The sequence below is a fragment of the Burkholderia plantarii genome (genome assembly GCF_001411805.1).
GTDB lineage: Bacteria > Pseudomonadota > Gammaproteobacteria > Burkholderiales > Burkholderiaceae > Burkholderia > Burkholderia plantarii.
This window is the reverse complement of sequence record NZ_CP007213.1, coordinates 3,298,334-3,323,615: the sequence shown is the minus strand read 5'-3', so window position 1 is coordinate 3,323,615 and position 25,282 is coordinate 3,298,334. Positions and strand designations below refer to the sequence as shown.

Genomic DNA, 25,282 nt, shown 5'->3' with positions numbered 1-25,282 from the left:
CCCGCATGACACTGATCGAATCCATCCAGGCCGACGCGGCCGAATTGCAGGCGATCCGCCGCGACATCCACGCCCATCCCGAGATCGGCTACGACGTGTTCCGCACCGCCGAGCTCGTTGCCGCGCGGCTCGAGGGCTGGGGCTACGTGGTCACGCGCAATGTGGGCCGCACCGGCGTGGTGGGCACGCTGCGGCGCGGCACCAGCCCGCGCGCGATCGGCCTGCGTGCCGACATGGACGCGCTGCCGGTGCAGGAGGCGAACCGCTTCGCGCACCGCTCGACGGTGGCCGGCGCGATGCATGCGTGCGGCCACGACGGCCACACCGCGATGCTGCTCGGCGCGGCCCGCCACCTGGCGCGCGAGGGCGGCTTCGACGGCACCGTCCAGCTGTTCTTCCAGCCGGCCGAGGAGGCGGGCGGCGGCGCGCGCGCGATGATCGAGGATGGCCTGTTCGAGCGCTTCCCGGTGGATGCCGTGTTCGGGCTGCACAACTGGCCCGGCATCGCGGCCGGCGATTTCGCCGTGCGCCCCGGGCCGCTGATGGCGTCCACCAGCCTGTTCCGCATCACGCTGCGCGGCGCCGGCTGCCACGCGGCGATGCCGCATCTGGGCCGCGACCCGGTGTTCGCGGCCGGGCAGGTGCTGGCCGCGCTGCAGGGCATCGTCACGCGCAACCGCAATCCGGTCGACGGCGCGGTGCTGTCGGTCACGCAGATCCACGCCGGCGAGGCGATGAACGTGGTGCCCACCGACGCATGGCTCGGCGGCACCGTGCGGACCTTCTCCGACGCCACGCTCGAGCTGATCGAGCGGCGCATGCGGGCGGTGGTGGCCGCCACCGCGGCGGCATTCGAATGCGAGAGCGAGGTGGAATTCACGCACCAGTATCCGGCCACCGTCAACGACGCGGCGCAGACCGCGTTCGCGGCCGGCGTGATGCGCGAGCTGGTGGGCGACGAGCATGTGAACGCGACGGCCGAGCCCACCATGGCCGCCGAGGATTTCTCGTTCATGCTGCGCGAGCGGCCCGGCTGCTACGCGTTCATCGGCAACGGCACCGGCGAGCATCGCGCGATGGGGCACGGCGGCGGCCCGTGCCTGCTGCACAACGCCAGCTACGATTTCAACGACGCGCTGCTGCCGGTGGGCGCCGGCTATTTCGTGCGGCTGGTGGAGCGGTTCCTGGCGCCGGTGCAGTGCTGAGCGGCCCGCGCGGGGCGGTTCATTCGCCTCGGTTTCGAGACCTCGTTGTCTGGTATCGCGATGGTTTTATTCGGAATGCTGAATAAAATGTGACGTTAATCAACTCCTCAATCGAGTGCGGCTTCAAACTTTCTAGTTGAAAGCAGAAACGCCGGCGCGAAACGCCGGCGCGAAACGCCGGCGCGAAACGCCGGCGCGAAACGCCGGCGCGAAACGCCGGCGCGAAACGCCGGCGCGAAACGCCGGCGCGAAACGCCGGCGCGAAACGCCGGCGCGAAACGCCGGCGCGAAACGCCGGCGCGAAACGCCGGCGCGAAACGCCGGTGGCAATTGTCGAGGTGAATTTGCGATCGGCTTCGTCGGTTTTCGCCCAGCAGTCCGTGTTGTGCCGGCATCGATGCGCGACGCGTCCGCGCGGGCGGATCACCAGGCCCGTCGCGACAGTCCACCGGCCGTGGATTTGCCGATCGTGCGCGCGGATCCTGCTGTCGGGCGGCCTCCTGCTGCTGAGCCTCTTCGCACAGGAGCCGGCATGGGCCTCGGAATTGACGATCACGGCGAGCTACAAGAGCAGCGTGATGGGCGCCGGCGGCCAGTTCACCAACACCACACCGCAAAGCGGCATTTGCGTCGACCTGCCCGGCATGTGCCCGCAAGGCTACTTCAGCATCCTGTTCCCCTGGGCCGGCAATCTGTCGAAGAACCCCGGCATCGGCACGAAAACCGTGCCTCGGACTTCCTTTTCCAATCCCGAGGACAACGCCTATCTGGCGTTCGATGCGGGCGTGAAACCGGTCACTGTCACAAGCCAGAGCGGAATCTCCAGGCAGGTCGAACTGACCGTCGATGCCATCGGTTTTTATCACTATCCGTCCATCGGCGGCGACGAAAGGCAATACGGTTCGCCGCGCGGCACGAATTGCCGTGCGGTCGGCACGCCGAGGTACCAACCGACCCACTGGTACACCTACGACGACGTCTATGCGATGTTCGGCGCGTCCGGTCCCGGCCCGGTGGTGTGCTACGTGATGCCGGCGACGGCGTATCTCACCTATCCGCAGTGGATCGCCTACAGTCATCTGAGCTTTCGATACCGGCTCACTCTCGCCAAGCCGTGGACCTGGGCGCCGGGCGTCTACCGCGGCAGCTACCTCTACCGCTACGGCGCCGGCCGCGATATCTATTTCGGCAGAAACTTTCAGGGCACCGTGGACGACGTCTCGCTCGACTTCGTGCTGACCGTGCTACCCGACATGTACATTCGCTTTCCCGGCGATCACGACGGCGTGGTCAGCGCCGATCTGGCGCCGCCGGGCGGCTGGTTCGACTGGCAGGGCAGGATGCCGCCCACGCTCACGGCCGAGGTGCCGTTCGATTTCGCCACGCTCGGGCCGGTGCGGATCTCGCTGCAATGCCAGAATCCGGCCGGCGACACCTGCGGCATCGTCGATCTGGCGGGTGGGGCGCCGCTGGCGGTCGATGCGCTGCTGACCGACAACCACCTGAAGGACGACAGCGGCAGGGTGGCGATCGACAGCCGGCTGACGACGACCGCGCGTGCATTCACGCCGCTCGCCGGGCTGCCCGTCGGCATCGTGCCGGCGCGATTGACGTTCCGGACCCAGCCAGGCGCGACGCGGCAGATGCAGACAGGGCATCGGTACGGCGGACTGGTGACGATCGTGTTCGATTCCGGCACGGATTGAGCGGCATGCCTTGCAGCCGCGTCGGCCCGGGGGACACGCGGCGTCGGGCCGGAGGCTCGCGAGACGATGTCGTTGTGGCCGCGAGGCGTCAAGCAGCCGCCGGCATGCACCGGCGGCGATCCGGCCGCGTGGCGGCGCGCGTTCGATACCGACCTGCTCGGCACGGTCGGCTTCGTCAGTGCGGCGCTGCCTGCGCCAGTCGCGGGCTGCCTCGGTGGTGCTGATCTCGAGCGTGCCGGGCCGCGAGGTCGAGCGCTTCGCCGAGCCCCATGGCGTGCTGAAGGCGGCGCTGATCCACTACGGCAAGACGCTGTCGGCGCGCCACGCGTGAAGGCATCCGCGTCAACGCGGTGTCCGCCCGGCAACGTCTATTTCGAGGACGGCGTGTGGGGCCGGAGCAAGCGCGAGCCGCCCGACACATTCCAGGCCTGCCCCGCGGCCAACCCGATGGGGCGCATGGCGCGGCCCGACGAGGTGGCGCGCGCGACGGTGTTCCTCCCCGGCCGCGCCGCGAGCTTCACGACCGGCACCAGCTTCCTGGTGGACGGCGGCCTCGCGCAGGGCGTGCGGTTCCGACGCCACGGCGGCCGCGTGGTGCCGATCCGGCACCCGAAACGGGCAGGCACGCCCCGCGCCGGCGCCCCGGCGCGCCGCGACGGTGCGGCACCGGCCGCCGCGCGAGGCCTGGCGCGGGCCTCCAGCTTTTTCCTAGCCAGCGACCACAAAAAACATCATTTCGCGAATCCCCGGCTCTGAACAGAATTCCATTCATGCGAGCCACGGTGCCGACGCCGTGGACGGAAACAGCATTTCAGAGGAATTCGCGATGACAGTCGAGAACACAGTCGTAGACACGCTCGTCGTCGGCGCCGGCCAGGCCGGCGTCGCGATGAGCGAACATCTGGGCAAGCTCGGGGTGCCGCACCTGGTGCTCGAGCGCGACCGGATCGCCGAGCGCTGGCGCACCGGCCGCTGGGATTCGCTGGTGGCGAACGGACCGGCCTGGCACGACCGTTTCCCCGGCCTCGAATTCGACGATCTCGATCCCGATGCGTTCGCCTCGAAGGATCGCGTGGCCGACTATTTCGAAGCCTATGCGAGGAAGTTCAACGCGCCGATCCGTACCGGCGTCGAGGTCACGAAGGTGGTGCGAAACCAGGGCCGCCCCGGCTTCACGATCGAGACCAGCGACGGCACGATCGAGGCGAGCCGCGTGGTGGTGGCCACCGGCCCGTTCCAGCGCCCGGTGATTCCGCCGATCGCGCCGGCCACCTCCACGCTCACGCAGCTTCATTCGGCCGACTATCACAACCCGCAGCAGCTGCCCGCGGGCGGCGTGCTGGTGGTGGGCGCGGGCTCCTCCGGCGTGCAGATCGCCGACGAGCTGCAGCGCGCGGGCCGCGACGTCTACCTGTCGGTCGGCCCGCACGACCGCCCGCCGCGCGCCTACCGCAACCGCGACTTCTGCTGGTGGCTCGGCGTGCTCGGCAAGTGGGACGCCGAGGCCGCGCAGCCGGGCCGCGAGCACGTGACGATCGCCGTCAGCGGCGCGCGCGGCGGCCACACCGTCGATTTCCGGCGCCTCGCCAACCAGGGCGTGCAACTGGTCGGCCTGACCCGCGCGTTCGACGGCGAGGTGGTGAGCTTCGAGGCCGACCTGGCCGCCAACATCGCGCGCGGCGACGAGAACTACCTCTCGCTGCTCGACGAGGCCGACGCCTACGTCGCGCGCAACGGCCTGGACCTGCCCGAGGAACCCGAGGCGCGCGTGATCCCGGCCGATCCGGCCTGCCTCGCGCAGCCGCTGCTCGAACTCGACCTGGCGCGCGCCGGCGTCACCTCGATCATCTGGGCCACCGGCTACGCCGTCGACTACCGCTGGCTGCAGGTGGACGCGTTCGACGCGAAGGGCAAGCCGAGGCACCAGCGCGGCGTGTCGAGCGAGCCCGGCATCTATTTCCTCGGCCTGCCGTGGCAGTCGCGGCGCGGTTCGAGCTTCATCTGGGGCGTGTGGCACGACGCGAAGCACGTGGCCGACCACATCGCCACCCAGCGCAAATACCTGTCGTATCGAGACGGCGCCGAGCGCCACGCGCAGGCGGCGAGCGAATCGCGCGCCACGATCGCCGGCGCGCAAGCGCCGAGCCCCAGCGAAATCGGAGTGAACTGATGCCCACCCATACCCGTATCCGGATGTTCAACACCAGGGATACCTACCCGAACCAGTCGCTCGACAACGACCTCTGCCAGGCCGTGCGGGCCGGCAACACCGTCTACGTGCGTGGCCAGATCGGCACCGACTTCGACGGCAACCTGGTGGGCCTCGGCGACGCGCGCGCGCAGGCCGAGCAGGCGATGAAGAACGTCAAGCAGCTGCTGGAGGAAGCCGGCAGCGATCTCTCGCACATCGTCAAGACCACCACCTACCTGATCGATCCGCGTTATCGCGAGCCCGTCTACCGCGAGGTGGGCAAGTGGCTCAAGGGCGTGCATCCCATCTCGACCGGCCTGACCGTGGTGGCGCTGGGCCAGCCGGAATGGCTGATGGAGATCGACGTGATCGCCGTGATCCCGGACGGCTGGAAGCCGGCCGCCACGGCCTGAGCGCGGGCCCGCACGACTGGCGCCGCCGGATTTCGATCGCGGCGGCGCGGCTTTTTTATCGAATCGCAATCGACGAGGTGGATTCATGAGCGAACCGACGCACACCCGCATCCGGATGTTCAATACGAAGGACACGTATCCGAACCAGACGCTCGACAATGACCTGTGCCAGGCCGTGCGCGCCGGCAACACGGTCTACGTGCGCGGCCAGGTGGGCACCGATTTCGACGGCAACCTGGTGGGCCTCGGCGACGCGCGCGCGCAGGCCGAGCAGGCGATGAAGAACGTCAAGCAGTTGCTGGAGGAAGCCGGCAGCGACCTTTCGCACATCGTCAAGACCACCACGTTCCTGATCGACCCGCGCTACCGCGAGGCCGTCTATCAGGAAGTGGGCAAGTGGCTCAAGGGCGTGTTTCCGATCTCGACGGGGCTGGTGGTCAGCGCGCTGGGGCAGCCGCAATGGCTGATGGAAATCGACGTGATCGCGGTGATCCCGGACCACCGGGCGCCCGCGCAGGCATAAGGAGACGGACATGACTTTCTCGATCGTCGGACGGTGTCAGGAAACCGGGCAGCTCGGCATCGCGATCAGCTCGTCGAGCATCGCGGTGGGCGCGCGCTGCCCGTGGGTGCGCGCCGGCGTGGGCGCGGTGGCCACGCAGAACGTCACGCTGCCCGCGCTCGGCCCGCAGATCCTCGACCTGCTCGAGGCCGGCCAGCTCGATCCGGCCGCCGCGCTCGACCGCGCGCTCAGCGCGAACGGCTGGAGCCAGTACCGGCAGGTGACGGTGATCGACGGCCAGGGCCGCACCGCGCTGTTCAGCGGCAAGGAATCGCTCGGCCTGCACCACGCGGTGGCGGGCGAGCAGTGCGTGGCCGCCGGCAACCTGCTGTCGGACCCGAAGGTGATCGAGGCGATGGTGCCGGCCTTCGAAACCACGCCCGGCGCGCTCGCCGACCGCCTGATCGCGGCGATGCAGGCCGCCGTCGCGGCGGGCGGCGAGGCGGGGCCGATCCATTCGGCCGCGCTGAAGATCGCCGGCGACGTGACCTGGCCGATCGTCGACCTGCGCGTGGACTGGGCCGAGGCCGACCCGATCGGCGAACTCGACGCGCTGTGGCAGGCCTACCGCCCGCAGATGGCCGACTACCTGACGCGCGCGATCAATCCGACCGTCGCGCCGAGCTACGGGGTGCCCGGCGATGAGTGAGGCGGCGCATCCGGCGACCGGGCCGATGACCAGCCGCGAGCTGCTCGCGCGGCTGATCGGCTTCGCCACCGTCAGCCGGGACTCGAACCTCGAGCTGATCGAATTCGTGCGCGACTACCTGGCCGGGTTCGGTGTCGAGAGCGAGCTGTTCCACAACGCCGAGCGCACCAAGGCGAACCTGTTCGCGACGATCGGCCCGCGCGAGCGCGGCGGCATCGTGCTGTCGGGCCATACCGACGTGGTGCCGGTGGACGGCCAGGCCTGGAGCGTCGAGCCGTTCCGGCTGACCGAGCGCGACGGGCGCCTGTACGGGCGCGGCACGGCCGACATGAAGGGCTTCCTCGCCTCGGTGCTCGCGGCGGTGCCGCGCTTTCTCGAACGCGAGCTGACGCTGCCCGTGCATCTGGCGTTCTCCTACGACGAGGAAGTGGGCTGCCTCGGCGTGCGGCCGATGCTGGCCGAGCTGGAGCGGCGCGAACCCCGGCCGCGCCTGTGCCTGATCGGCGAGCCGACCGGGCTGAAGCCGGTGCTCGGCCACAAGGGCAAGCTCGCGATGCGCTGCCACGTGAAGGGCGCCGCCTGCCACTCGGCCTACGCGCCCTACGGCGTGAACGCGATCGAATACGCGGCGAAGCTGATCGGCCGGCTCGGCGAGATCGGCAGCGACCTCGCCGCGCCCGAGCATCACGACGCACGTTTCGATCCGCCGTTCTCGACCGTGCAGACGGGCGTGATCCACGGCGGGCGCGCGCTCAACATCGTGCCGGCCGAATGCGAATTCGATTTCGAGGTGCGCGCGCTGCCGGGCTTCGAGGCGCAGCAGGTCGCCGACCAGCTGGGCCACTACGCCGAATCGGAATTGCTGCCGAGGATGCGCGCCGTGCAGCCCGACACCGGCATCCGCTTCCAGCCGCTGTCGGCCTATCCGGCGCTCGCCACGCCGCCCGACAGCGAGGCGGCCGAGCTGCTCGCGCTGCTCTGCGGCTCCCGCGAGTTCGGCACGGTGGCGTTCGGCACCGAGGGCGGCCTGTTCGAGCGTTCGGGGATCCCGACCGTGGTGTGCGGGCCGGGCAGCATGGATCAGGGGCACAAGCCCGACGAGTTCGTCAGCATCGAGCAGCTCGAACGCTGCGACGCGATGCTGGCGCGGCTGGCCGGGCATCTGGCGGTGGCCGGCTGAGCCGGCTCGACCGGCCGGGCGCGGGGGGAGATTCTCCACCGCGCCCGCGCCTTCATCCTGGCATCCTCGGGGCCGCGCGCCGCGTCGGCGGGCGCGGCCCGTTTCATTCGTCGTCGGGCTCCGCGTGGCGCGGGCGCGCGCTCAGCTCGGTGAGCCGTTCGCGGCAGAAGTCGACGAACAGCTGCGCCGGCTTCGTCAGCTGGCCGCGCTTGAGCCGGGCGCTGACGAGCCCCGAGGTGGCCACCGGCTCGGCGATGCCGATCGTCACGACCTTCTTGCCGTCGTAGGTGCATTCGGAATGCGGGCGCGTGACCAGCAGCGAGAAGCCGAAGCCCTGGCCCACCATGCCGCGCACCATCTCGATCGACGGCGAGCCGAACACGATGTTCGGCGTGAGCCCGAGTGCGTGGAACAGGCTCACGAAGTAGGTGCGGCTCGGCTGCACGTCGAGCAGGATCATCGGCTCGACGCAGAGGTCGCGCAGCGACACCTGCGTCTGTTCCGCGAAACGGTGGTTTTCCGGCAGCAGCACGTAGGGGCGCTGCGGCGGCATCAGCGGTTCGGTCTCGATCGTGCCGTCCAGCTCGTGGTCGTAGAGGAACGCCACGTCGAAGGTGCCGGCCGTGAGGCCCTGCACGAGTTCCTGCTGGTCGCCGTCGCGAATCCGGATGTGGACGCCCGGGTAGAGCTCGCGAAACCCCGCGATCAGTTGCGGCAGGTAGAGCGGCGCCACCGTCTCGAAGCAGCCGATGTCGATCTGGCCCGTCACCACGTCGTTGTCGGCCAGCGCGTTCTGCTCGAACTCGTGGGCCATGCGCAGCAGTTCCTGCGCCTTGCGGTAGAAGCGCGTGCCGCTCGGCGTGAGCGACACGCCCTGCGCGTGATGGCGGATGAACAGCTTCACGCCGAAGCTTTCCTCCAGGCCCTTGATCGCGTTCGAGATCGAGGGCTGCGCGATGTACAGCTGCCGCGAAGCCTCGGCCACGCTGCCGGCCTCGACCGTGGTCACGAAGTATTTCAGTTGTCGCAATGTATAGAAGGCCACATCCACCTCTGCTGCCCGGCCGCGCACGGGGCGCCGGGCCGGCGTTCGTCGTTCCGGTTGGTACCTTACCGCAGGCCGTGCGCCCGGATGCGCGCCGGCGGCCGATTTTTATCATATGGCGCGAGCATAAATTTTATTTTTGATCGCGGCCGCGAATGTGCTTCGACGCGCGCGGTAGCGGTCCCGCCCGCGCGCGCCATGCCTCCGTTCGCCAACCCCGGTGAAAACGAAAGGTCGTGAAAACCCGCGGGTCCGGTGTCACGGCGCACGCGCCGGCGGTCGCCCCGACGCCGTCCCCGTCACGCGAAAACCCACGCCGGACACGGCTCCGCGGCCCGTTTTCGGGTCGCTTCCGGTGCGATCCGGCACCGTTTTTGTGCCAGCCGTGTCTCAAAAACGAACATAGCAAAAAGCTTTGCAAGACCCACTAAAACGATATTTCTCAAATATTATCGGCTTCGCTAAATTTGTTTCACATCAAACGGCTGGCGGATGAAGCGAGTATGGCGGCGCGGTGGCGGACTCGCAGGGGCGAGCGCGGCGGGCGGCGTCGACCGGCCTTCATCGGGCGGGCCAGGCACCCGGAAAAGCGGGGCGGTATCGAGCGGGGCGACATGCGAAGGCGTGACGACGCCGTCGAACCGTGCCGCCGCCCACGGGCGCCGCGCATTCGCAATTGATTCGGATTTCGAAGCAAGACACGGATTCGGGGCGGCCTCGCGGCGCCGCGTGCCGGCCGATGATTGATGCAGGGGTTCAGGCAAGCCTTGAACCGGTAACAGCGCGCGGTCACCCGCGCAGGCAAGGAGACTTCATCGTGACCACCCCGGATCGCACCGCGTCCCCGTTGATTGAAAAACATACGATCGGCTATGTGCCGCCCGAGGATCGCCACGGCAAGGTGCGCGATCTGTTCACGCTCTGGTTCGGCGGCAACATCGCGCCGCTGCCCATCGTGACCGGCGCGCTCGGCGTGCAGATCTTCCACCTGAACCTGTTCTGGGGCATCGTCGCGATCCTGGTCGGACAGGCCGTGGGCGGCGTGCTGATGGCGCTGCACTCGGCGCAGGGCCCGCAGATGGGCATCCCGCAGATGATCCAGAGCCGCGCGCAGTTCGGATCGTGGGGCGCGCTGCTGGTGACCGTGATCGCCGGCGTGATGTACGTGGCGTTCTTCGCCTCGAACATCGTGCTGGCCGGCAAGTCGCTGCACGGCATCACCTCGGCGGTGCCGGTGCCGGTGGGCATCGTGATCGGCGCGGTCGGCTCCGGGCTGATCGGCATCATCGGCTACCGCTTCATCCACATCCTGAACCGGATCGGCACCTGGGTGCTCGGCATCGGCATCGCGGTCGGCTTCATCTACATCTTCACGCACGTGCAGACCGCCGATTTCGCCACGCGCGGCGGCTTCAACTTCGCCGGCTGGCTCGCCACCGTGTCGCTGTCGGCGCTCTGGCAGATCGCGTTCGCTCCTTACGTGTCGGACTATTCGCGCTATCTGCCGGCCGACGTGCGCGTGTCGTCGACGTTCTGGGCCACCTACCTCGGCTGCTCGATCGGCTCGTCGCTCGCGTTCGTGTTCGGCGCCGTGGCCGCGCTCGCCGTCGCGCCGGGCGTGGACACCATGGACGCCGTCAAGCAGGCCACCGGCCCGTTCGGCTCGCTGATGCTGGTGCTGTTCCTGCTCAGCGTGATCAGCCACAACGCGCTGAACCTGTACGGCGCGGTGCTCTCGTCGATCACCTCGATCCAGACCTTCGCGTATCGCTGGATTCCCACTGCCAGGGCCCGCGCCGGCTTCTCGATCGCGATCCTGCTGGCCTGCTGCTACGGCGCGATCGGCGTGTCGACCAACTTCGTGTCGAACCTCGTGGATCTCGTGCTCGCGCTGCTGGTGGTGCTGGTGCCGTGGACGGCGATCAACCTGATCGACTTCTACGTGATCCACAAGGGCGACTACGACATCGACTCGATCTTCCGCGTGGACGGCGGCATCTACGGCCGCTTCAACCCGCAGGCGCTGATCGCCTACGCGGTGGGCATCGCGGTGCAGATCCCGTTCATGAACACGCCGATGTACGCCGGCCCGGTGCCGGCCCATCTGGACGGGGCGGACCTGTCGTGGCTGGTCGGGCTCGTGCTGACCTCGCCGCTTTACTACTGGCTGGCCACGCGTGATACCGCCTATCGGCGCCGGCAGCGGCCGGCGGGCGCGGCGGCGGGGGTGACGCGCTGAGGTCGTCGGGTTGACTCGAGTGGTCGATGCGCGCGGCGCTGGCGAATGACGCCAGCGCCGCGCGAGGTTTTTCGAGGGGCTCGCGGCGGGTCAAGCGTTGCCGGACTTGCCCGAGAGGATCGCCCCACGAGCGGGGCAGCGGCATGGCCAATCCGTTCTGCGCCCGGTCGCCGATTTCCTGCCTCCGTCGTGCCCTGCTGACGGCCGGCGCCGGCCCTCGCGCCGCGGTCTCGTCCATCGACCGTGATGTCTGCCATGCATCGCGGCGGAGCCGGGTTCACACCGGATCGCCCCGACGATCCATCCCGGCGGCACGGTCGAGCTCTCTCCAGTAGCGATGCGCGCGCGCGATGATCGACTCGCGGTCTACCAGGAGCATCCCCGCGTCTTCACGGTGCTCGATCTCTTCCGCCTTTGCCCACGCGCGCACGACGTCGAGGTCCACACCGCTCTCGTGAGCGGCCCGGCCCGCGGGAATCCAGTGCCGGCTCGGCGCCGGACGGGTCGGACCGGCGACGGGGGGAGGGCGATCCGGTAATCGAGTGGAGGTTGAGCGAGTCGCGAAGTCCACTGGCTCGAGGCACGGTTTGCATACGCGCGGCGGTTCCTCGGGCCAACCGTCGATATCGATGTCACGGTGTTGAGCACGCGGTGTCGGGGTCCGGCCGGCGTTCGGTCGTGAATCCGGTGTCGGTCGGACCCGCTCGCCGGACGGAGCGAACGCCATCGTCCCGGGAGGCCGGGCCGAGACGGCTTCGCCGCGATGCCAATGCAACAGCGCGAACGCGGCGATTTTGAGAGGATCGCCTTCCGCAACGGCGGCGTGGAGCGAAGCGGAGAGATCCGCAGTGGTTGCGCTCCACGAGCGGCTGCGGTCGTCGCCACGGCGGTTCGCGATCGCCTGTTTCAAGACACGTGCGAATGCATCGACAATCAAGTCGTCGAATGCGGCGTCGGTGACGACGGTCGCGACGGGCGACATGCCCTCATCCGAGCAGGGCGGCGTCATGTCGTCTCGCATGTTCAGCCAGGATGCCGGCGCTTCGACGCATTGCAGGAAACCTCATTGATCTGATCCTCCGCTTGCGTGGCGTTCTCTTGCAATTTGAATCTTGTCGCGCGGGTGGGCGGCTGCGATTCCATGGGCTTCGAAGCATCCGAAGGAAGACGCGCGAGCCTCGCGTTGCCGGGGGCTGCCGTCGTCGTCAAGCTCGAACGGCAACGTGATGGCCTGCGTGCTGTTTTCCAGCCATTCGAGTCTCCGGTCGCGAATCACGCAGCGGGCGCTTTCATGGCGTGGGAGCGAATGCAATCGCAACCAGGGCGAAGAATAAAAAAGGTGGTGCGATGTATCGGTTCACCGCACGACCAGACCGCTTGAAGAAGCGTCGGCTTTTTCCAGGCGGGGCGCGGGAGAGAGACCTGAGAGCGTCCCGCGCCGAAAGACATTGAAGTCGAGGATCGAGATGGCATGCGCGGGGCGAGCCACGACTTGCTCGAATATCGGCGACTGACTACGATTTGTTCTTCAGCTTGTAGCGCGGGGCAGATCTGACACTGCGGTCCAGTTTGATCCAGGGCAGCCGGGCAGGGTCGGTCGCGATGCCATCCTCCGTTCTGGCGATCAGGATCGCTTCGGCGATGGGCTCGAAGGCGGCACGGAAATGGACCGAGCTCTTGTTGACCAGAATCGACATGGCTTCGGGCTCGATGCCGAACATCCGATAGAGATTCAGATCGAGCATTTGGGTTTTCGCGGTGCTGACCGCCACCTGGATACCCTCGACGCTCAGGCATGCACAGGGGCCGAGACGCATTTCGGCATTGCGCATCATTGGCCCTTCCAGACGGCAGACGCCGTCGGATAAATGCTCGACGACGAACCTCGCCCGTAGCGCTCGTTGCGTTCGAGCCGCCAGCGTCAAATCAAGCGTCGCGCCTACCCCCGCCTCGTGCGCGGCGGCGGCTGCCGAGGGATCGCAGAGAATTCCCAGGGCGGCGCGCTTGACCCCATGTCGTAACAGCGCCGCCAGCATCTCCGTCGTGTTCGAATCGGCGCCGGCGCCTGGATTGTCGTGCGTGTCGGCGATGACTACCGGCCGGCTTGCCGGCTCCGCCAGCGCAATCGCCCGCAATACCGCATCGTTGGCGCTCAGGTAGTCGACCCCCCAATCATCCTCGTGCGACGTCAGTTGCCGGTACAGGTGATTCAACGCCGAATAGAGCGCCGCGTGGTCCGTCCCGTAGCCCCAGATGGTCGGGCCGCACTCCGGGATGTCCGCGGCGGGAAAGCCCATCGCGATGGAAAGGTCCACGTCGTGCCGGGATTCGAGCATGGCGAGCGCGTCGTAAAGCTCCGCCGCGGGCCGCGCGAACGTCGTCATCGCCTCGATCGGTACCAGAAACGGGCCGCGCCGCATGCCGCGATGGTAGAACTTCCGGTCCGCGGCGATCTTCATCAGGAGCCTTGCCGCACGCACCCCCGTGTCGAACATGTCGACATGCGGGTAGGTTCGGTATGCCACGAGCGCGTTGGCGCTTTCGAACATCTGCGCGGAAACGTTGGCATGCAGATCGAGCGTGGCGACGACGAGGGCGTCCGGCCCGACTACGTTGCGCACGCGTCGCAGCAGTTCGCCTTCCGCGTCGTCCATGTGCTCCGCGACCATCGCGCCGTGAAGATCGAGAAACACCGCGTCCGCCCGGGATTCGCGCAGACCGTCGATGATTTCCCCGACGATTCGCTCGTAGGCGTCGTAGGTCACCGGCCCCGACGGCGTGGCATGCGCCCACAGCCCCGGAATCAGGATGTCGGTGGACGCTTCGAACTCGCTGATGAACCCGCCGATCGCCAGGTTGGCTGCTTGCAGCGCGAGTATCGCGTTGCCCCTGACGATGGGGCCGTTGGCACCGCTCGTGAAGTCGATATAGCTGGCGCGGGACGAGACGAACGTATTGGTTTCGTGGAGAAATCCGGAGAGGAAGATTTTCATGGCGTTGCGCCCTCCGATCGGCGATCGGGGCCGATCAACAGCAACAAAGCACCCAGCGCGAGCAGGGCAACGATGGCGAACAGTCCGGCGGCCGTGCTGCCGGTCGCGTCTTTCAGCGCACCGATGATCACGGGACTCAGGAAGCCGCCGAACAGGCCGATGGAGTTGATGAGCGCGGTGCCGCTCGCCGCCACGGATGGCCGGAGATAATCGGCCGGAATCGACCAGAAAACCGCGTAGGCAGCGTAGGCCAGTGCCGTCGCGAGGGTCATCGTGACCATGGCCGCTTCGAATTGCTTGACGAACAAGGCCGCGACAGTGAGCGCGATCGCGCCTCCGGCGGCGGCCATGCCGGCATGGCGACGCCGTTCGAGCAGGCGGTCCGACCGTTTCGCGAGCCAGTACATGCCGACCACGGCGCCGATGTAGGGAATGGCGGAGTACCAGCCGATCGCCACCGCACTCTTGACGCCGCTTGCCTTCAGGATCGACGGGAACCAGAAGCCCACGACGTACACGCCGCAAATCAGGCAAAAGTAGATCAACGCCAGGCGGTACACGCCAGGGTCGATCAACACGGCCTTCAACTCCTTCCAGCCTTCGCGGCGGGGTTGCCGATCGCTCAGGCGCGCGCGTACCAGTTCCCGTTCCGATGGCGTGAGCCACGATGCCGTGTCGGGCGATTCGCTCAACCAGATCAACGCGCAACATCCGAGCACAACCGCCGGAATGCCTTCGACGAGGAACATCCACTGCCATCCCGCGAGGTTCGCCACGTTGTTGGTATGCACGAGCAGCCAGCCGGAGACCGGCGCCGCCACCACGCCACCGATCGGGGCGGCACCGAGAAGCAGCGCGATCGCACGTCCAAGGCGCTCGCGCGGATACCAGCGCGAGAGATAGAACAGCATCCCGGGCGCGAACCCGGCCTCGAATACGCCAAGGCAGAAGCGGGCGATGTAAAAACCGGTCGGGTTCGTGACGAACAGCGTCGACATGGAGGCCAGTCCCCACAGCACCATGATTCGACCAAGCGTCAGTCGGGCGCCGATCCGTGTCAGGAACTGGTTGCTGGGGATCTCGAACAGCATGTAGCCGAGAAAGAAGACTCCGGCGCCGAAGCCGTATGCGGCGTCACCAAGTGAAAGCGCCTGCTGCATCTGCAGCTTCGCGAACCCGATATTGACTCGATCCACATAGGCAACGGCGTAAGCCGCGGCAAGGAACATCAACACACGCCGATCGATTTTTCGATATGCACCGACCACTTCCCCGGAGTCAGCGGTTAACACATTGGACATCAATGCCCTCGATATTCAGAATCGCTGTTCGATCGTTGCGGATGCAACGCAGGCGCCCACTGTAGCGATAATTGGCGAATGGATGCATATCATCTAACGGGCCTGGGTGTTGCGCAATAACGCAACACCCGGCATGGATAACGTAATTATTTCAAAAAGAAAAATGGAACCTCCCACAAGAAAGCAATTGGAGTATTTCGAAGTCGTGCTTTCTGAAAGATCCTTTCGAAAGGCTGCCGACAAGATGCAGGTTGCGGCATCGGAAGTGAGCCGGCAGATTCAGCGCCTGGAATCGCAAACCGGCCTGCATCTGTTCGATCGTGGCCCGACGGGCGTCGCGCCGACGGAGCAGGCTGCTTGCCTGGAGCGGTATCGCCGTGGATGCGAAGCGACATATGAATCCCTGCAGAGCGAACTCGACGGGCTGCGTTCGATGACTAGCGGCCACGTGATTCTTTCTGCCAGCGAAGGCGTGATTCCAGCACTGACCGAGGAGATACTTTGGGCCTTCGGGCGGCGGCATCCGCACATCAGGTTTACGCTGAACCTTCGCGCCACCGGAGAAATCGTGGAGGATGTCAGGCGGGACGCGGCGCACATCGGGATTGCCTACAATCCGCCGTCTTCCGAGGGGATCGCGGTCCACCGCACCGCCATTCACCATGTCGTCGCAGCGATGCGGCCCGATCATCCGCTCGCCCGGCATTCCGGGGCGGTCACGTTCGGCCGGGCGATTTCCTATCCGTTCGCCACCATGCCGGTGATGTACGGTCTTGGCGGAACGATCGAGATGCTCGCGCGCGGAGAGACGGTGCGATACCAGCCGAGCCTGGTTGGAAATACGTTGGACATTCTGCGGCGTTTCGCTCTCGCCGGAATGGGATTGTCGTTTTTGACGGATTACTCCATCACGGATGAGGTCGCCGCCGGTCGTCTGATTGGGAAAAAAATCGACCACCCGTTGCTGGGTCGGCAAAGCGTGCAGCTGCTCGTGAACTCACAGAGAACGTTGCCGTATGCCGCGCAAAATCTCTTGCGGTTTATCGAGGCGAGGATGTCCACGTTCGAATCAAGCGACGATTGATTCGTGCGAGAGCCATGAGATCGGCTCTCGAATTTTCGTCTCGATGGTGTAGTACATCACTTCATGGATGGAAGGCGGATCAACGCCATGTGCGGTCTTTTCGGCACCTGTTGCGGAGCCGACGTCTCGTGGCTCGGTGCATTGCGACCGACCGGAGTCGGGACCCGAATCCAGCCGGGACCGGTCGCAAGGCACGGCCGCCTTTGCCGCGCAGATGTTGCCTCGGATATCTGAAAACGGCGACGCCATGCGTGACATCGTGTTCTGGTGCGATCGCGCGCGCAGATTTCACCGTGAGCATGAGCGGCTTCTTCGATCGAACCACGATTCGATGTCAGTCTGATGAGCCAGCAATAATCCGGATATCCAGGCGCCGCCCGTATCGCGCGCCCCTCACGCCGGCCGGCCGACGACGAAATGCATCACGTCGGTCTTGCGCTCGGCGAAGCCCGCCTCGCAATACATCAAATAAAGCCGCCAGGTGCGGATGAAGCACTCGTCGAAGCCCTGCGTGCGCACCGCGTCGCGCCGCGCGTCGAACGCCTGCCGCCAGGCGCGCAGCGTGAGCGCGTAGTCGGCGCCGAACGCCAGCGTGGGCGCGGCGGCGAGGCCGGCGGCGCGCGCGGCGGCGGCGAAGCGCTCGGGGCTCGGCAGCATGCCGCCGGGGAAGATCGTCTCGCGGATGAAGTCGCTGGAGGCGCGGTAGGCCGCGAAATGCGCGTCGTCGATCGTGATCGACTGCACCAGCGCGCGCGCGCCGGGCGCGAGGCAGCGGGCGAGCGTCGCGAAGTACTCGGGCCAGAAGGCCTCGCCCACCGCCTCGAACATCTCGATCGAGACGATCGCGTCGTACTGGCCGTGCGCGTCGCGGTAGTCGCGCAGCTCGATCCGCGCGAACGCGCCGAGCCGCGCGTCATGGATGCGGCGCTGCGCGAACGCGTGCTGCTCGGCCGAGATGGTGAGCGCATGGACGTGGATGCCGAGCCGCGCCGCATGCTCGGCGAAACCGCCCCAGCCGCAGCCGATCTCGAGCACGTGCATGCCGGCGCGCAGGCCGAGCGTGTCGACGATGCGCTGGTACTTGGCGGCCTGCGCGACGTCGAGCGCGCGCGCGGCGTCGCCGTCGTAGAGCGCGCCGGAATAGGTCCAGGTGGGATCGAGCCAGAGCCCGTAGAACGCGTTGCCGATGTCGTAGTGCGCATGGATGTTGCGGCGGCTGCCGGTGCGCGAGTTCGCGCGCAGCCGGTGGCGCAGCGCGTACCAGAGCCGCGCCACGTGGCCGCCCGTGACGGCCGGCGAGAGCGCGGCCTCGTTGCGGATCGCCAGGCGCAGCAGCGCGACCGGGTCCGGCGAATCGAGCCACGACGCGCGCCAGGCGTCGGCGAAGCCGATGTCGCCGGCCCGCAGGATCGCGCGGCAGGCGCGCCAGTCCAGCAGCTTCAGCGCGGCCGAGGGCTTCGCGTGCGGATCGCCGAACACATGGTGCGCGCCGTCGGGCGTCTCCAGCGTCAGGTGCCCGACCCGGATGCGCGCGAGCAACGCGAGGAACAGGCGTCCCGCGACAGGGACGTGGGACCGGAACGTCAGGGTGCGCAGCAGGTTCATGGACGAGCCTCGGGATCGGAAAGGGACGGACGCCGCGGCGCCGGCGGCGCGCGGTGGGGCGTAGCGACTGGCGTAACGGCGGATGTGGCGGCGGGTGTGGCGGCGGGTGTGGCGGATGCAGGCGACGGTTCGGCGGCCGGCGCGCTGCCGAAGAACGGCACGCGCTTGAGCGCGAGCCGCAGCGCCTGCCAGTGGATCCGCACCAGCACCGTGAACATGCCGAACGGCTGGCCGAGCAGCGCGCGGGCGACGCGCGCGGCCGTGAGCGGCTCGGCGCGCATCGCGAGCGCGGTGCGGATCAGCAGGCCGTGGCGGTCGTGGTAGTCGATCTCGACCACGCTGCGCGCCGCCTCGCGCCGCACGCGGAACACGTAGTGGCCTTCGACGCGGCAGAACGGCGAGACGTGGAAGGTCTTGCGGCAGGCGAGCGGACGGCCGTCGCCGATCGGCGCGTGACCGGGCGCCGAGAGCAGATAGCCGTGCCGGGCGCCGAAGGTGTTGCGCACCTCGGCGTACAGCGCGCGCAGCCGGCCCTCGCGGTCGTGGCAATACCAGAACGCGACCGGGTTGAACGCATGGCCGAACACGCGCGGGATGGCCTGCAGCCGGATCGCGCCGTCGGCCGGGATGCCCGCGTCGGCCAGCACGCCGCGCAGCCATGCGTCGAGCGGGCTGCCGTCGCGCGGGCCGTGGTCGCGCTGCCACAGCGCGACGGGCGCGGGCCGGTCGACGCCGAACCAGCGGCGCGGCAGCGCGTCGAGCCGGGCCACGTCGCAGTCGATCTGGAACAGCGGATAGCGGAACGCGTGGCGCACCGGGCGCAGGCGTTCGTGGACGACGCGGCCCGTCAGCAGCCGCGCGCCGGTGTCGGCGGCGCTCGTGGTGTCCGTGGCCGCGCCGCGGTCGGGCGCCGGGCGCGCGTGATCCCGCCCGGCGCGGGGCCGTGCGTCGGGCATCGTGCCGCTCGGCCGGCGCGGCTTCACGGCACCGCCCAGGCCGGCAGCGTGCCGAAGTCCTGCGCGACGCGCAGCGCCGAGCGCAGCCCGTCCTCGTGGAAACCGTAGCCGGTCCAGGCGCCCGCGAACCAGGTGCGGCGGCGGCCCTGCAGGTCGGGCAGGCGCTGCTGCGCTTCCACGGCCGCGCGATCGAGCAGCGGATGTTCGTATTCGTAGCAGCCGAGTACGCGGCCGGGCTCCGGATCGTCGATCGGGTTCAGCGTGACCACCACCGGCGTATCGAACGGCAGCGGCTGCAGCCGGTTGATCAGGTAGCTGACGCAGACGGGCCGCGCCTCGTGCGCGGCGCCCGCGCGGCCCAGGTAGTTCCAGGCCGACCAGACGCGGCGGCGGCGCGGCAGCAGCGCCGCGTCGGTATGCAGCAGCGCGACGTTGCGCTGGTAGCGCACGGCGCCCAGCACGGCGCGCTCGGCGTCGCTCGCGTCCTGCAGCAGGCGCAGGCTGGTGGGCGCGTGGCAGGCCAGCACGAGCTGGTCGAAACGCTCCGGGCCGGCCGCGTCGGTATGCACCACCACGCCGTCGTGGTCGCGGCGCACGGCGCGCACCGGCGAGCGCGCGCGCACGTCGTCGAGCATCACCGCGATGCGCGCCACGTACTCGCGCCCGCCGCCCGCCACGGTCTTCCATTTCGGCCGGCCGTTCACCTGCAGCAGCGCGTGGTTGAGGCAGAAGCGCAGGAACGTCTCGGCCGGGAAGCGCAGGATGTCGTTGACGGCGCTCGACCAGATCGCGGCGGCCATCGGCAGCAGATAGTGATCGCGGAACGGCACGCCATAGCCGCCGGCCGAGAGCAGCTCGCCCACCGTGAGTCCGCCGCGCGTCGCGCGCGCGAGGTTGGCGTCGGCCGTGCGGTTGAAGCGGGCGATGTCGCGCAGCATCGCGATGAACGGCGGCGAGAACAGGTTGCGGCGCTGAGCGAACACGGTGGCGAGGTTGGTGCCGGCCCATTCGAGGCGGCCGTCGCCGATCGACACCGAGAACGACATGTCGGAGTCGTGGGTCCCCACGCCGAGTTCGTCGAGCAGCGCGATCAGGTTCGGATAGGTGCGTTCGTTGAAGACCAGGAAACCCGTGTCGACGGGATGGCGCTGCCCGTTCAGCTCGATGTCGACGGTATGCGTGTGGCCGCCCAGCTTTCCGTTCGCCTCGAACAGCGTGACCCGATGGCGGCGCGCGAGCAGATAGGCGGCGGCGAGCCCGGCGATGCCGGCGCCGACCACGGCGATCCGTTGTCCGGCGGGGACGGGGGCGTACACGAGTGACATCGGCTGCGATCTCCTGAGGCGGGGCGGCCGGCATGATTGCCGGTGTCGGGAGATATACGGGCGGTTGCGCCGGATGGATGCAGGGAAGGGGACTGCGGGATTGGGGAGCGCGGCGCGTGAGACGGAAGGTTGGCGCGGATTCGGCAGCGAGGCGCGGGCCGTGGCGGCGCCGGGCCGGCCGCGCGCCAGGCGCGGACATCGCGTGCCGGGAGCGCGGACAGCGCTGCCGCGAGCGGCCGCCTTCATGGGGGGCACGACCTCAGCCGGCAGCAGCCTCGAAGCCGTCCCGCCCGAGCTGCTCGCGTTTCTGCGGCACGCGCAGGAAGCGCGAGGTGTCGTAGCCGAACGCGTCGAAGCGCGCGAGCAGGCCGTGGTAGGTGGCGTCGTCGAGTTCGGGCTCGCGCGCGAACACCCAGCCGAGGTGCTTGCCGCGATAGCCGAGCAGCGTGGTGCGATAGTCGGGATCGACGAACAGCGTCAGCTGGCTCACGTGGATCGGCCAGAGCAGCCGCACGCGCCATTCGCCGCCGCCCGGCAGCGCGGTATCGACGAAGTGGTAGCTGCGCTCGGGGCCGTCGAAGCCGCGCCGCGCGATGAAGCGGTCGTCGATCCGGCCGTCGGGGCGCAGCGTCCACTCGGCGCGGCTCGCCACGAAGCCGCGCTCGGCCCAGTACGGCAGGTGCGCGATCACGTACCAGCGTCCCATGTAGCGCGGCAGGTCGACCGGCACCGGCACGAGCGGCAGGCCGGCGCGCGGATTCGGATTGGGCGGCGCCTCGTGGCAGGCGGCGCCGAGCACGGCGGGCGCCGCCGCCAGCGCGAGCAGCGCGCGGCGCCGGGCGGGATCGACCGGTGCTCCCGGCGGGAGCGTCATGGCCGCTCCGGGCAGACGGGCGCGCGGGTCGTCACCGTCATTCAGCGGCTCGGCTCACGCGCCGAGCGCCGAGCGCTTGTCGAACAGGTAGTGCGCGACGCCCCATTCGTGGCCGCGGCGGAACCCGAACAGCCCCGCCACGGCCATGTAGAACATGCGCCAGCGCTGGAACACGATCGGCGCGTCGTCGCCGAACGCCTCGCGCAGCCCGGGCATGATCTGCTCGTGCGCGGCGTCGAGCGAGGCGAGCCAGTGGTTCGCGGTGCGCGCGTAATGGGTGCCGTCGAGCCACCATTGCCGCTGCACGTGCAGGTGGTCCTGGAAGCGCAGCAGCAGGTCCGCCGACGGCATCGTGCCGCCGGTGAAGAAGTGGCGCGACATCCAATCGCTGCCGTCGCGCGCGGTGAAGTGATAAGCCACGAGCCGGTGCGCGAACAGGTGGACGAACAGCTTGCCGTCGTCGTCGAGCCAGTGCGAGATCTTCGCCAGCAGCGCGCGGTAGTTCTTCATGTGCTCGAACATCTCGATCGACAGCACGCGGTCGAAGCGCGCGTCGGCCGCCGCGAATTCGAAATCGACGATGTTGCCGGTGACGATCGTGAGGTTCGTCAGGCCACGCTCGGCCGCGCGCTGCTCGATGAACGCGCGCTGGCTCTGCGAGTTCGACAGCCCGACGATCTGCGAGCCCGGATAGCGCTCGGCCAGCCACAGCGACAGCGCCCCCCAGCCGCAGCCGAGATCGAGGATGCGCTGGCCGTCGGCCAGTTCGGCGCGCTCGGCGTAGAGCGCGAGCATCGCGTCCTCGGCGTGCGCGAGCGTGTCCTCGCCGGTCGGGAAGTAGCAGCACGAATACTTGAGGCGCGGGCCGAGATGGGCCGCGAAGAAGCTGGCCGGCATCTCGTAGTGCTGGCGGTTGGCCGCCTGCGTGTCGATCGCGATCGGGCTGCGGTTCAATTCCTCGACGAACGCGTTCAGCGCGTTGGCGCGCACCTCGTCGTCGTCGACGTGCTCGGCGCGCAGCCGCTGCCACAGCAGCGCCGCGATGCCGCCGCGGATCACCGAATCGGACACGCGACCGCGCTCGCAGTAGCGGATCAGCCAGCTGTCGCGGTCGGCGGCGGATTTCGAATCGAGAGTGGTCGCTGTCATGATCGTGGGCTCCGTTCTTGTGGGTCGTTATGGTCGGCGGCCGCGCGCGGCGGCCACGGGATGAGCGCGCTCGTCGTGCGGATGTAGTCGCGATAGCCGGCTCGCGAGCGTTGCAGGTGGGCTTCGAGCATCGGGATGCCGGACACGCGCAGCAGCAGCCACGCCATCAGGCACGGCGGCGCGAGCGTGAGCCAGCCCCACGGCAGCCCGATCGCGAGCGCCGTGTAGGCGAGCCAATGCAGGCATTCGAAGAAGTAGTTCGGGTGCCGCGAATAGCGCCACCAGCCGGCGCGGCACACCTGGCCGCGGTGTGCCGGATCGGCCGCGAAGCGGCGCAGCTGGCGGTCGGCCGAGGCTTCGCCGGCCACCGCCGCGAGCCAGATCACGATGGCCGCGACGAACGCCGCCGGCGGCGGCGTCTCGGGGCGATAGGCCGGCACCAGGAATGCGATCGCCAGCAGCATCGACACCACCGCCTGCAGCTGGAAGAAGCCGAACATGCGGGCGGGCGCGGCATCGCCCCATTGTTCGCGCAGCGCGTGGTAGCGCGCATCCTCGGCGTGGCCCGCGTTGCGGCGCAACAGATGCACGGCCAGGCGCAGGCCCCAGAGGCCGCCCGCGATCGCCACGAACGCGCGGCTGGCCGGCGCACCGGTGCCGGCCACGGCAACGTAGACGGCCACCGCGCCGAGCATCGCGGCCCAGACGGGATCGATCAGCCCGGCGTTGCGCGAGCGCAGCTGGTGGAGCCAGACGGCGGTGAAGGCGGCGCTGGTGGCGATGAAGGCGAGCGCGACGGTGGCGGCGATGGGCATGCGAACTCCCGTTGGTGAAAACGGGGAGATACGGAGCGGGGGCCGGCCCGGATGCGGGGCGCAGGGCGTCAGCGTGCGTGGCGCGCGGTTCGCTTCGGGTGAAATGAAAACGCTGCGCATCGCCTCTCCTGGCGAAGGAATGCTTCCATTTTCATTAAGTGTGGCCGGAGGTCAATACGGGGGAATGCTCAGCTGAAAGCGGCAGGATCGGCCGCGCTGTTGACGGGGGCGAAACGGCTCGGCGATCGATTCGGGGCGCGATCGGGGGAACGGGTGGTTGATTGGGTATCCGTAACAGTTGGCGTGCTGCGGCGCGGTATCGGGGCGGGCGAGGCGGGGAGGGGAGAAGGGGGATTTTGCGGGCGTGGCTTGTGGCGGTGCGGCAGACGCCCGGGCACTGCCCCGCCACGCATTTCATGATCGCGGCGGCGGCGGGCCGCGTGTGCCGTCAAATAAAACACGTCGGCGGTGGCGGGCGCGAGGAGCAATAAAGATACCGACCGCGAGGGGGCGCAGCGGGAGAAAACGCTGCTCGACGGCATGCGAGGGCGCCCACCGGGAAACCGATACGAGCTGGATCGGTTTCCGCGAGAGGCGCGCCCTCAAGCCTCGTGCATCGCTCCCGTGGCGATCACCGGCCCGGTCGGCTGGCCGGTCGGCGAGCCGCCCACCGGTTCGACCGACACCGCCAGCACCGCGCGCGCGCTCAGCTGCGCGACGATCCCGGGCGGCAGCGCCATCGCGGCCGGTGCGTCGGCCGCGAACACGCCGAGCGGAATCGGTTTCGCGTTCGGCGGGATCAGCCAGAGCTCGGTCGAGCGGTTCGCCGCGATGGTCGGCTTGTCGGCCGGCACCACCAGCATCCGTGCGCGCCGCAGGTCGACCGTGGCCGTCCAGTGCGCGACGCCGTCCGGCCGCGCGATGGTGGCCACCATGTAGCCGGCGCCCGGCCGGGCGGCGGTCTGCGTGCCCGGCGCGGTGGCCTCGTGGCGCGCGGTGGTCAGCGTCACGGCCACCAGCGCCACGGTGGCGAGACTCGCGCCGATGCCGAGCCAGCGCCAGAAGCCGAGATGGTTCCACCAGCCGCCCGCGCCGCGCTGGCCGTCGCGCGCGGCGGCCTCGTCGCGCGCCGGCAGGAAGCCGAGATCGCGCCGGATCCGGGTCCAGACGCGCGGCGACGGCACGATCGGCAGCACGTCCTCGGCCAGCGGCGCGAGACGCGCCTGCCAGCGCGCGAGCGTCGCCGCGAGCGAGGGATCGGCGGCGGCTGCCTGTTCGAGCGCGCGGCGCGCGTCGGCGTCGAGCACGCCGAGCGCGTATTCGGCGCAGCGCAGCTCGGGATCGGAATGGGCGGGCGTATTCATCGTTCGAGGCACAGCTTCAGCTGCATGAGGCTGCGCCGGATCCAGCTCTTCATGGTGCCGAGCGGCACGCTGAGCCGTTCGGCCAGTTCCGCGTAGGTCGCGCCGCTGAAGAACGCGTCGCGCACGGCATGGCGCTGCTGCGCGCCGAGCTGGTCGAGGCAGTCCTGCAGGCGGCGCCGTTCCTGGCTGGCTTCGGCAAGGGCGGCGGGCGAGGGCGTGTCGTCGTCGGGCAGGTCCTGCGCGGCGCTATCGTCGAGCTGGGTTTCGCGGTGCTGGCGCAGCCGGTCGATCGCGCGGTTGCGCGCCAGCGTGACGAGCCAGGTCATCGCGCCGGCGCGTGCGGGATCGAAGCTGTCGGCGCGGCGCCATGCGCTGGTGTAGACCTCCTGCAGGACGTCCTCGGCCTCGCCGGTGTCGTGCAGCATCCGCACGATCACGCCGAAGACGCGCGACGAAGTCAGGCGGTAGAACTCGGCGAACGCCTGCTGGTTGCCCTGCGCCACGCTCAGCAGCAGCTGGTTCAGGCGTTCACGGCGCGCGGCGCCGGCATCGCGGGCGACGTCGTCGGGATCGGAATTCTCGGCACGGCCGGGCGTGTCGTTCATGGAGGGCGGGACGCGCGGCGC

General features: G+C 68.8%; 25 protein-coding genes. 11 read left to right on the top strand and 14 right to left on the bottom strand.

What is annotated here, in order from left to right; genetic code table 11:
• Nucleotides 1–5: 5 nt before the first annotated feature.
• Nucleotides 6–1,205: a M20 aminoacylase family protein gene (locus bpln_RS30875; protein WP_055140931.1), complete on the top strand. Its 1,200-nt coding sequence runs from the start codon at nt 6–8 to the stop codon at nt 1,203–1,205.
• Between the two features lie 107 nt (nt 1,206–1,312).
• Here bpln_RS30875 and bpln_RS30870 read toward each other — a convergent pair whose 3' ends face one another.
• Complete coding sequence (locus bpln_RS30870; protein ID WP_148654237.1) at nt 1,313–1,600, bottom strand: hypothetical protein; 288 nt, start codon at nt 1,598–1,600, stop codon at nt 1,313–1,315.
• A gap of 150 nt (nt 1,601–1,750) precedes the next feature.
• Here bpln_RS30870 and bpln_RS30865 point away from each other — a divergent pair, with 150 nt between their 5' ends.
• From bpln_RS30865 to argE, 8 genes are all read left to right on the top strand, one after another.
• Entirely contained in the window at nt 1,751–2,911 is a 1,161-nt protein-coding gene (locus tag bpln_RS30865) for a hypothetical protein (RefSeq protein WP_055140929.1), read from the top strand.
• A gap of 178 nt (nt 2,912–3,089) precedes the next feature.
• Nucleotides 3,090–3,242 (top strand): hypothetical protein, encoded by a 153-nt coding sequence (locus bpln_RS37530; protein WP_208459464.1) that lies wholly within the window; start codon nt 3,090–3,092, stop codon nt 3,240–3,242.
• Nucleotides 3,239–3,667, top strand: a complete 429-nt coding sequence (locus tag bpln_RS37525; protein WP_208459465.1) for an SDR family oxidoreductase — start codon at nt 3,239–3,241, stop codon at nt 3,665–3,667. Before bpln_RS37530 ends, bpln_RS37525 begins: the two co-directional genes overlap by 4 nt.
• Nucleotides 3,668–3,737: 70 nt before the next feature.
• On the top strand, nt 3,738–5,081 hold the full coding sequence (locus tag bpln_RS30855) for a flavin-containing monooxygenase (RefSeq protein ID WP_055140928.1): 1,344 nt from the start codon (nt 3,738–3,740) through the stop codon (nt 5,079–5,081).
• Entirely contained in the window at nt 5,081–5,515 is a 435-nt protein-coding gene (locus bpln_RS30850; RefSeq protein WP_042628880.1) for a RidA family protein, read from the top strand. Before bpln_RS30855 ends, bpln_RS30850 begins: the two co-directional genes overlap by 1 nt.
• Before the next feature lie 85 nt (nt 5,516–5,600).
• Nucleotides 5,601–6,038 (top strand): RidA family protein, encoded by a 438-nt coding sequence (locus bpln_RS30845; RefSeq protein WP_042628879.1) that lies wholly within the window; start codon nt 5,601–5,603, stop codon nt 6,036–6,038.
• A 10-nt stretch (nt 6,039–6,048) separates the two neighbouring features.
• The gene (locus bpln_RS30840) at nt 6,049–6,726 is read left to right on the top strand and encodes a DUF1028 domain-containing protein (protein WP_055140927.1); all 678 of its coding nucleotides are present in this window, start codon (nt 6,049–6,051) and stop codon (nt 6,724–6,726) included.
• A gap of 25 nt (nt 6,727–6,751) precedes the next feature.
• The gene (gene argE / locus bpln_RS30835; protein ID WP_055141287.1) at nt 6,752–7,906 is read left to right on the top strand and encodes an acetylornithine deacetylase; all 1,155 of its coding nucleotides are present in this window, start codon (nt 6,752–6,754) and stop codon (nt 7,904–7,906) included.
• Nucleotides 7,907–8,009: 103 nt separating this feature from the next.
• Here argE and bpln_RS30830 read toward each other — a convergent pair whose 3' ends face one another.
• Nucleotides 8,010–8,951 (bottom strand): LysR family transcriptional regulator, encoded by a 942-nt coding sequence (locus tag bpln_RS30830; RefSeq protein WP_042629632.1) that lies wholly within the window; start codon nt 8,949–8,951, stop codon nt 8,010–8,012.
• Between the two features lie 817 nt (nt 8,952–9,768).
• Between bpln_RS30830 and bpln_RS30825 the strand changes: the two genes are divergently transcribed.
• Nucleotides 9,769–11,190, top strand: a complete 1,422-nt coding sequence (locus bpln_RS30825; protein ID WP_055140926.1) for a purine-cytosine permease family protein — start codon at nt 9,769–9,771, stop codon at nt 11,188–11,190.
• Between the two features lie 277 nt (nt 11,191–11,467).
• On the opposite strand, the gene bpln_RS36400 is transcribed toward bpln_RS30825, so the two are convergent.
• The 3 genes from bpln_RS36400 to bpln_RS30815 form a co-directional block, all read right to left on the bottom strand.
• On the bottom strand, nt 11,468–12,172 hold the full coding sequence (locus bpln_RS36400; RefSeq protein ID WP_209444934.1) for a hypothetical protein: 705 nt from the start codon (nt 12,170–12,172) through the stop codon (nt 11,468–11,470).
• Between the two features lie 532 nt (nt 12,173–12,704).
• Nucleotides 12,705–14,183, bottom strand: a complete 1,479-nt coding sequence (locus bpln_RS30820) for a M81 family metallopeptidase (protein ID WP_055140925.1) — start codon at nt 14,181–14,183, stop codon at nt 12,705–12,707.
• Nucleotides 14,180–15,484, bottom strand: coding sequence for an MFS transporter (locus bpln_RS30815; RefSeq protein WP_055140924.1), 1,305 nt, complete (start codon nt 15,482–15,484; stop codon nt 14,180–14,182). The genes bpln_RS30820 and bpln_RS30815 overlap by 4 nt, the downstream gene beginning before the upstream one ends.
• A gap of 133 nt (nt 15,485–15,617) precedes the next feature.
• Here bpln_RS30815 and bpln_RS30810 point away from each other — a divergent pair, with 133 nt between their 5' ends.
• Nucleotides 15,618–16,568, top strand: a complete 951-nt coding sequence (locus tag bpln_RS30810; protein WP_226993717.1) for a LysR family transcriptional regulator — start codon at nt 15,618–15,620, stop codon at nt 16,566–16,568.
• Here bpln_RS30810 and bpln_RS36395 read toward each other — a convergent pair.
• The 9 genes from bpln_RS36395 to bpln_RS30770 form a co-directional block, all read right to left on the bottom strand.
• Complete coding sequence (locus bpln_RS36395) at nt 16,554–16,817, bottom strand: hypothetical protein (RefSeq protein WP_148654235.1); 264 nt, start codon at nt 16,815–16,817, stop codon at nt 16,554–16,556. The two genes, bpln_RS30810 and bpln_RS36395, sit on opposite strands and share 15 nt — an antisense overlap.
• 144 nt (nt 16,818–16,961) lie before the next feature.
• Complete coding sequence (locus bpln_RS30805) at nt 16,962–18,173, bottom strand: SAM-dependent methyltransferase (protein WP_055140923.1); 1,212 nt, start codon at nt 18,171–18,173, stop codon at nt 16,962–16,964.
• Nucleotides 18,170–19,129 carry a DUF1365 domain-containing protein gene (locus bpln_RS30800; RefSeq protein ID WP_082465548.1) on the bottom strand — a complete coding sequence of 320 codons (960 nt, stop codon included), beginning with the start codon at nt 19,127–19,129 and terminating at the stop codon, nt 18,170–18,172. Before bpln_RS30800 ends, bpln_RS30805 begins: the two co-directional genes overlap by 4 nt.
• A 23-nt stretch (nt 19,130–19,152) precedes the next feature.
• A complete protein-coding gene (locus bpln_RS30795) occupies nt 19,153–20,454 on the bottom strand; it encodes an NAD(P)/FAD-dependent oxidoreductase (RefSeq protein ID WP_042628871.1) in 1,302 nt (433 codons plus the stop codon).
• 259 nt (nt 20,455–20,713) lie between these two features.
• Nucleotides 20,714–21,328 (bottom strand): lipocalin family protein, encoded by a 615-nt coding sequence (locus bpln_RS30790; RefSeq protein WP_148654234.1) that lies wholly within the window; start codon nt 21,326–21,328, stop codon nt 20,714–20,716.
• A 54-nt stretch (nt 21,329–21,382) separates the two neighbouring features.
• A complete protein-coding gene (locus tag bpln_RS30785; RefSeq protein WP_042628870.1) occupies nt 21,383–22,477 on the bottom strand; it encodes an SAM-dependent methyltransferase in 1,095 nt (364 codons plus the stop codon).
• Nucleotides 22,474–23,292, bottom strand: a complete 819-nt coding sequence (locus bpln_RS30780) for a DUF1295 domain-containing protein (RefSeq protein WP_042628869.1) — start codon at nt 23,290–23,292, stop codon at nt 22,474–22,476. The genes bpln_RS30785 and bpln_RS30780 overlap by 4 nt, the downstream gene beginning before the upstream one ends.
• A 602-nt stretch (nt 23,293–23,894) precedes the next feature.
• The gene (locus bpln_RS30775; protein ID WP_042628868.1) at nt 23,895–24,656 is read right to left on the bottom strand and encodes an anti-sigma factor; all 762 of its coding nucleotides are present in this window, start codon (nt 24,654–24,656) and stop codon (nt 23,895–23,897) included.
• Nucleotides 24,653–25,261, bottom strand: a complete 609-nt coding sequence (locus tag bpln_RS30770; RefSeq protein ID WP_042628867.1) for a sigma-70 family RNA polymerase sigma factor — start codon at nt 25,259–25,261, stop codon at nt 24,653–24,655. The genes bpln_RS30775 and bpln_RS30770 overlap by 4 nt, the downstream gene beginning before the upstream one ends.
• Between the last annotated feature and the right edge of the window lie 21 nt (nt 25,262–25,282).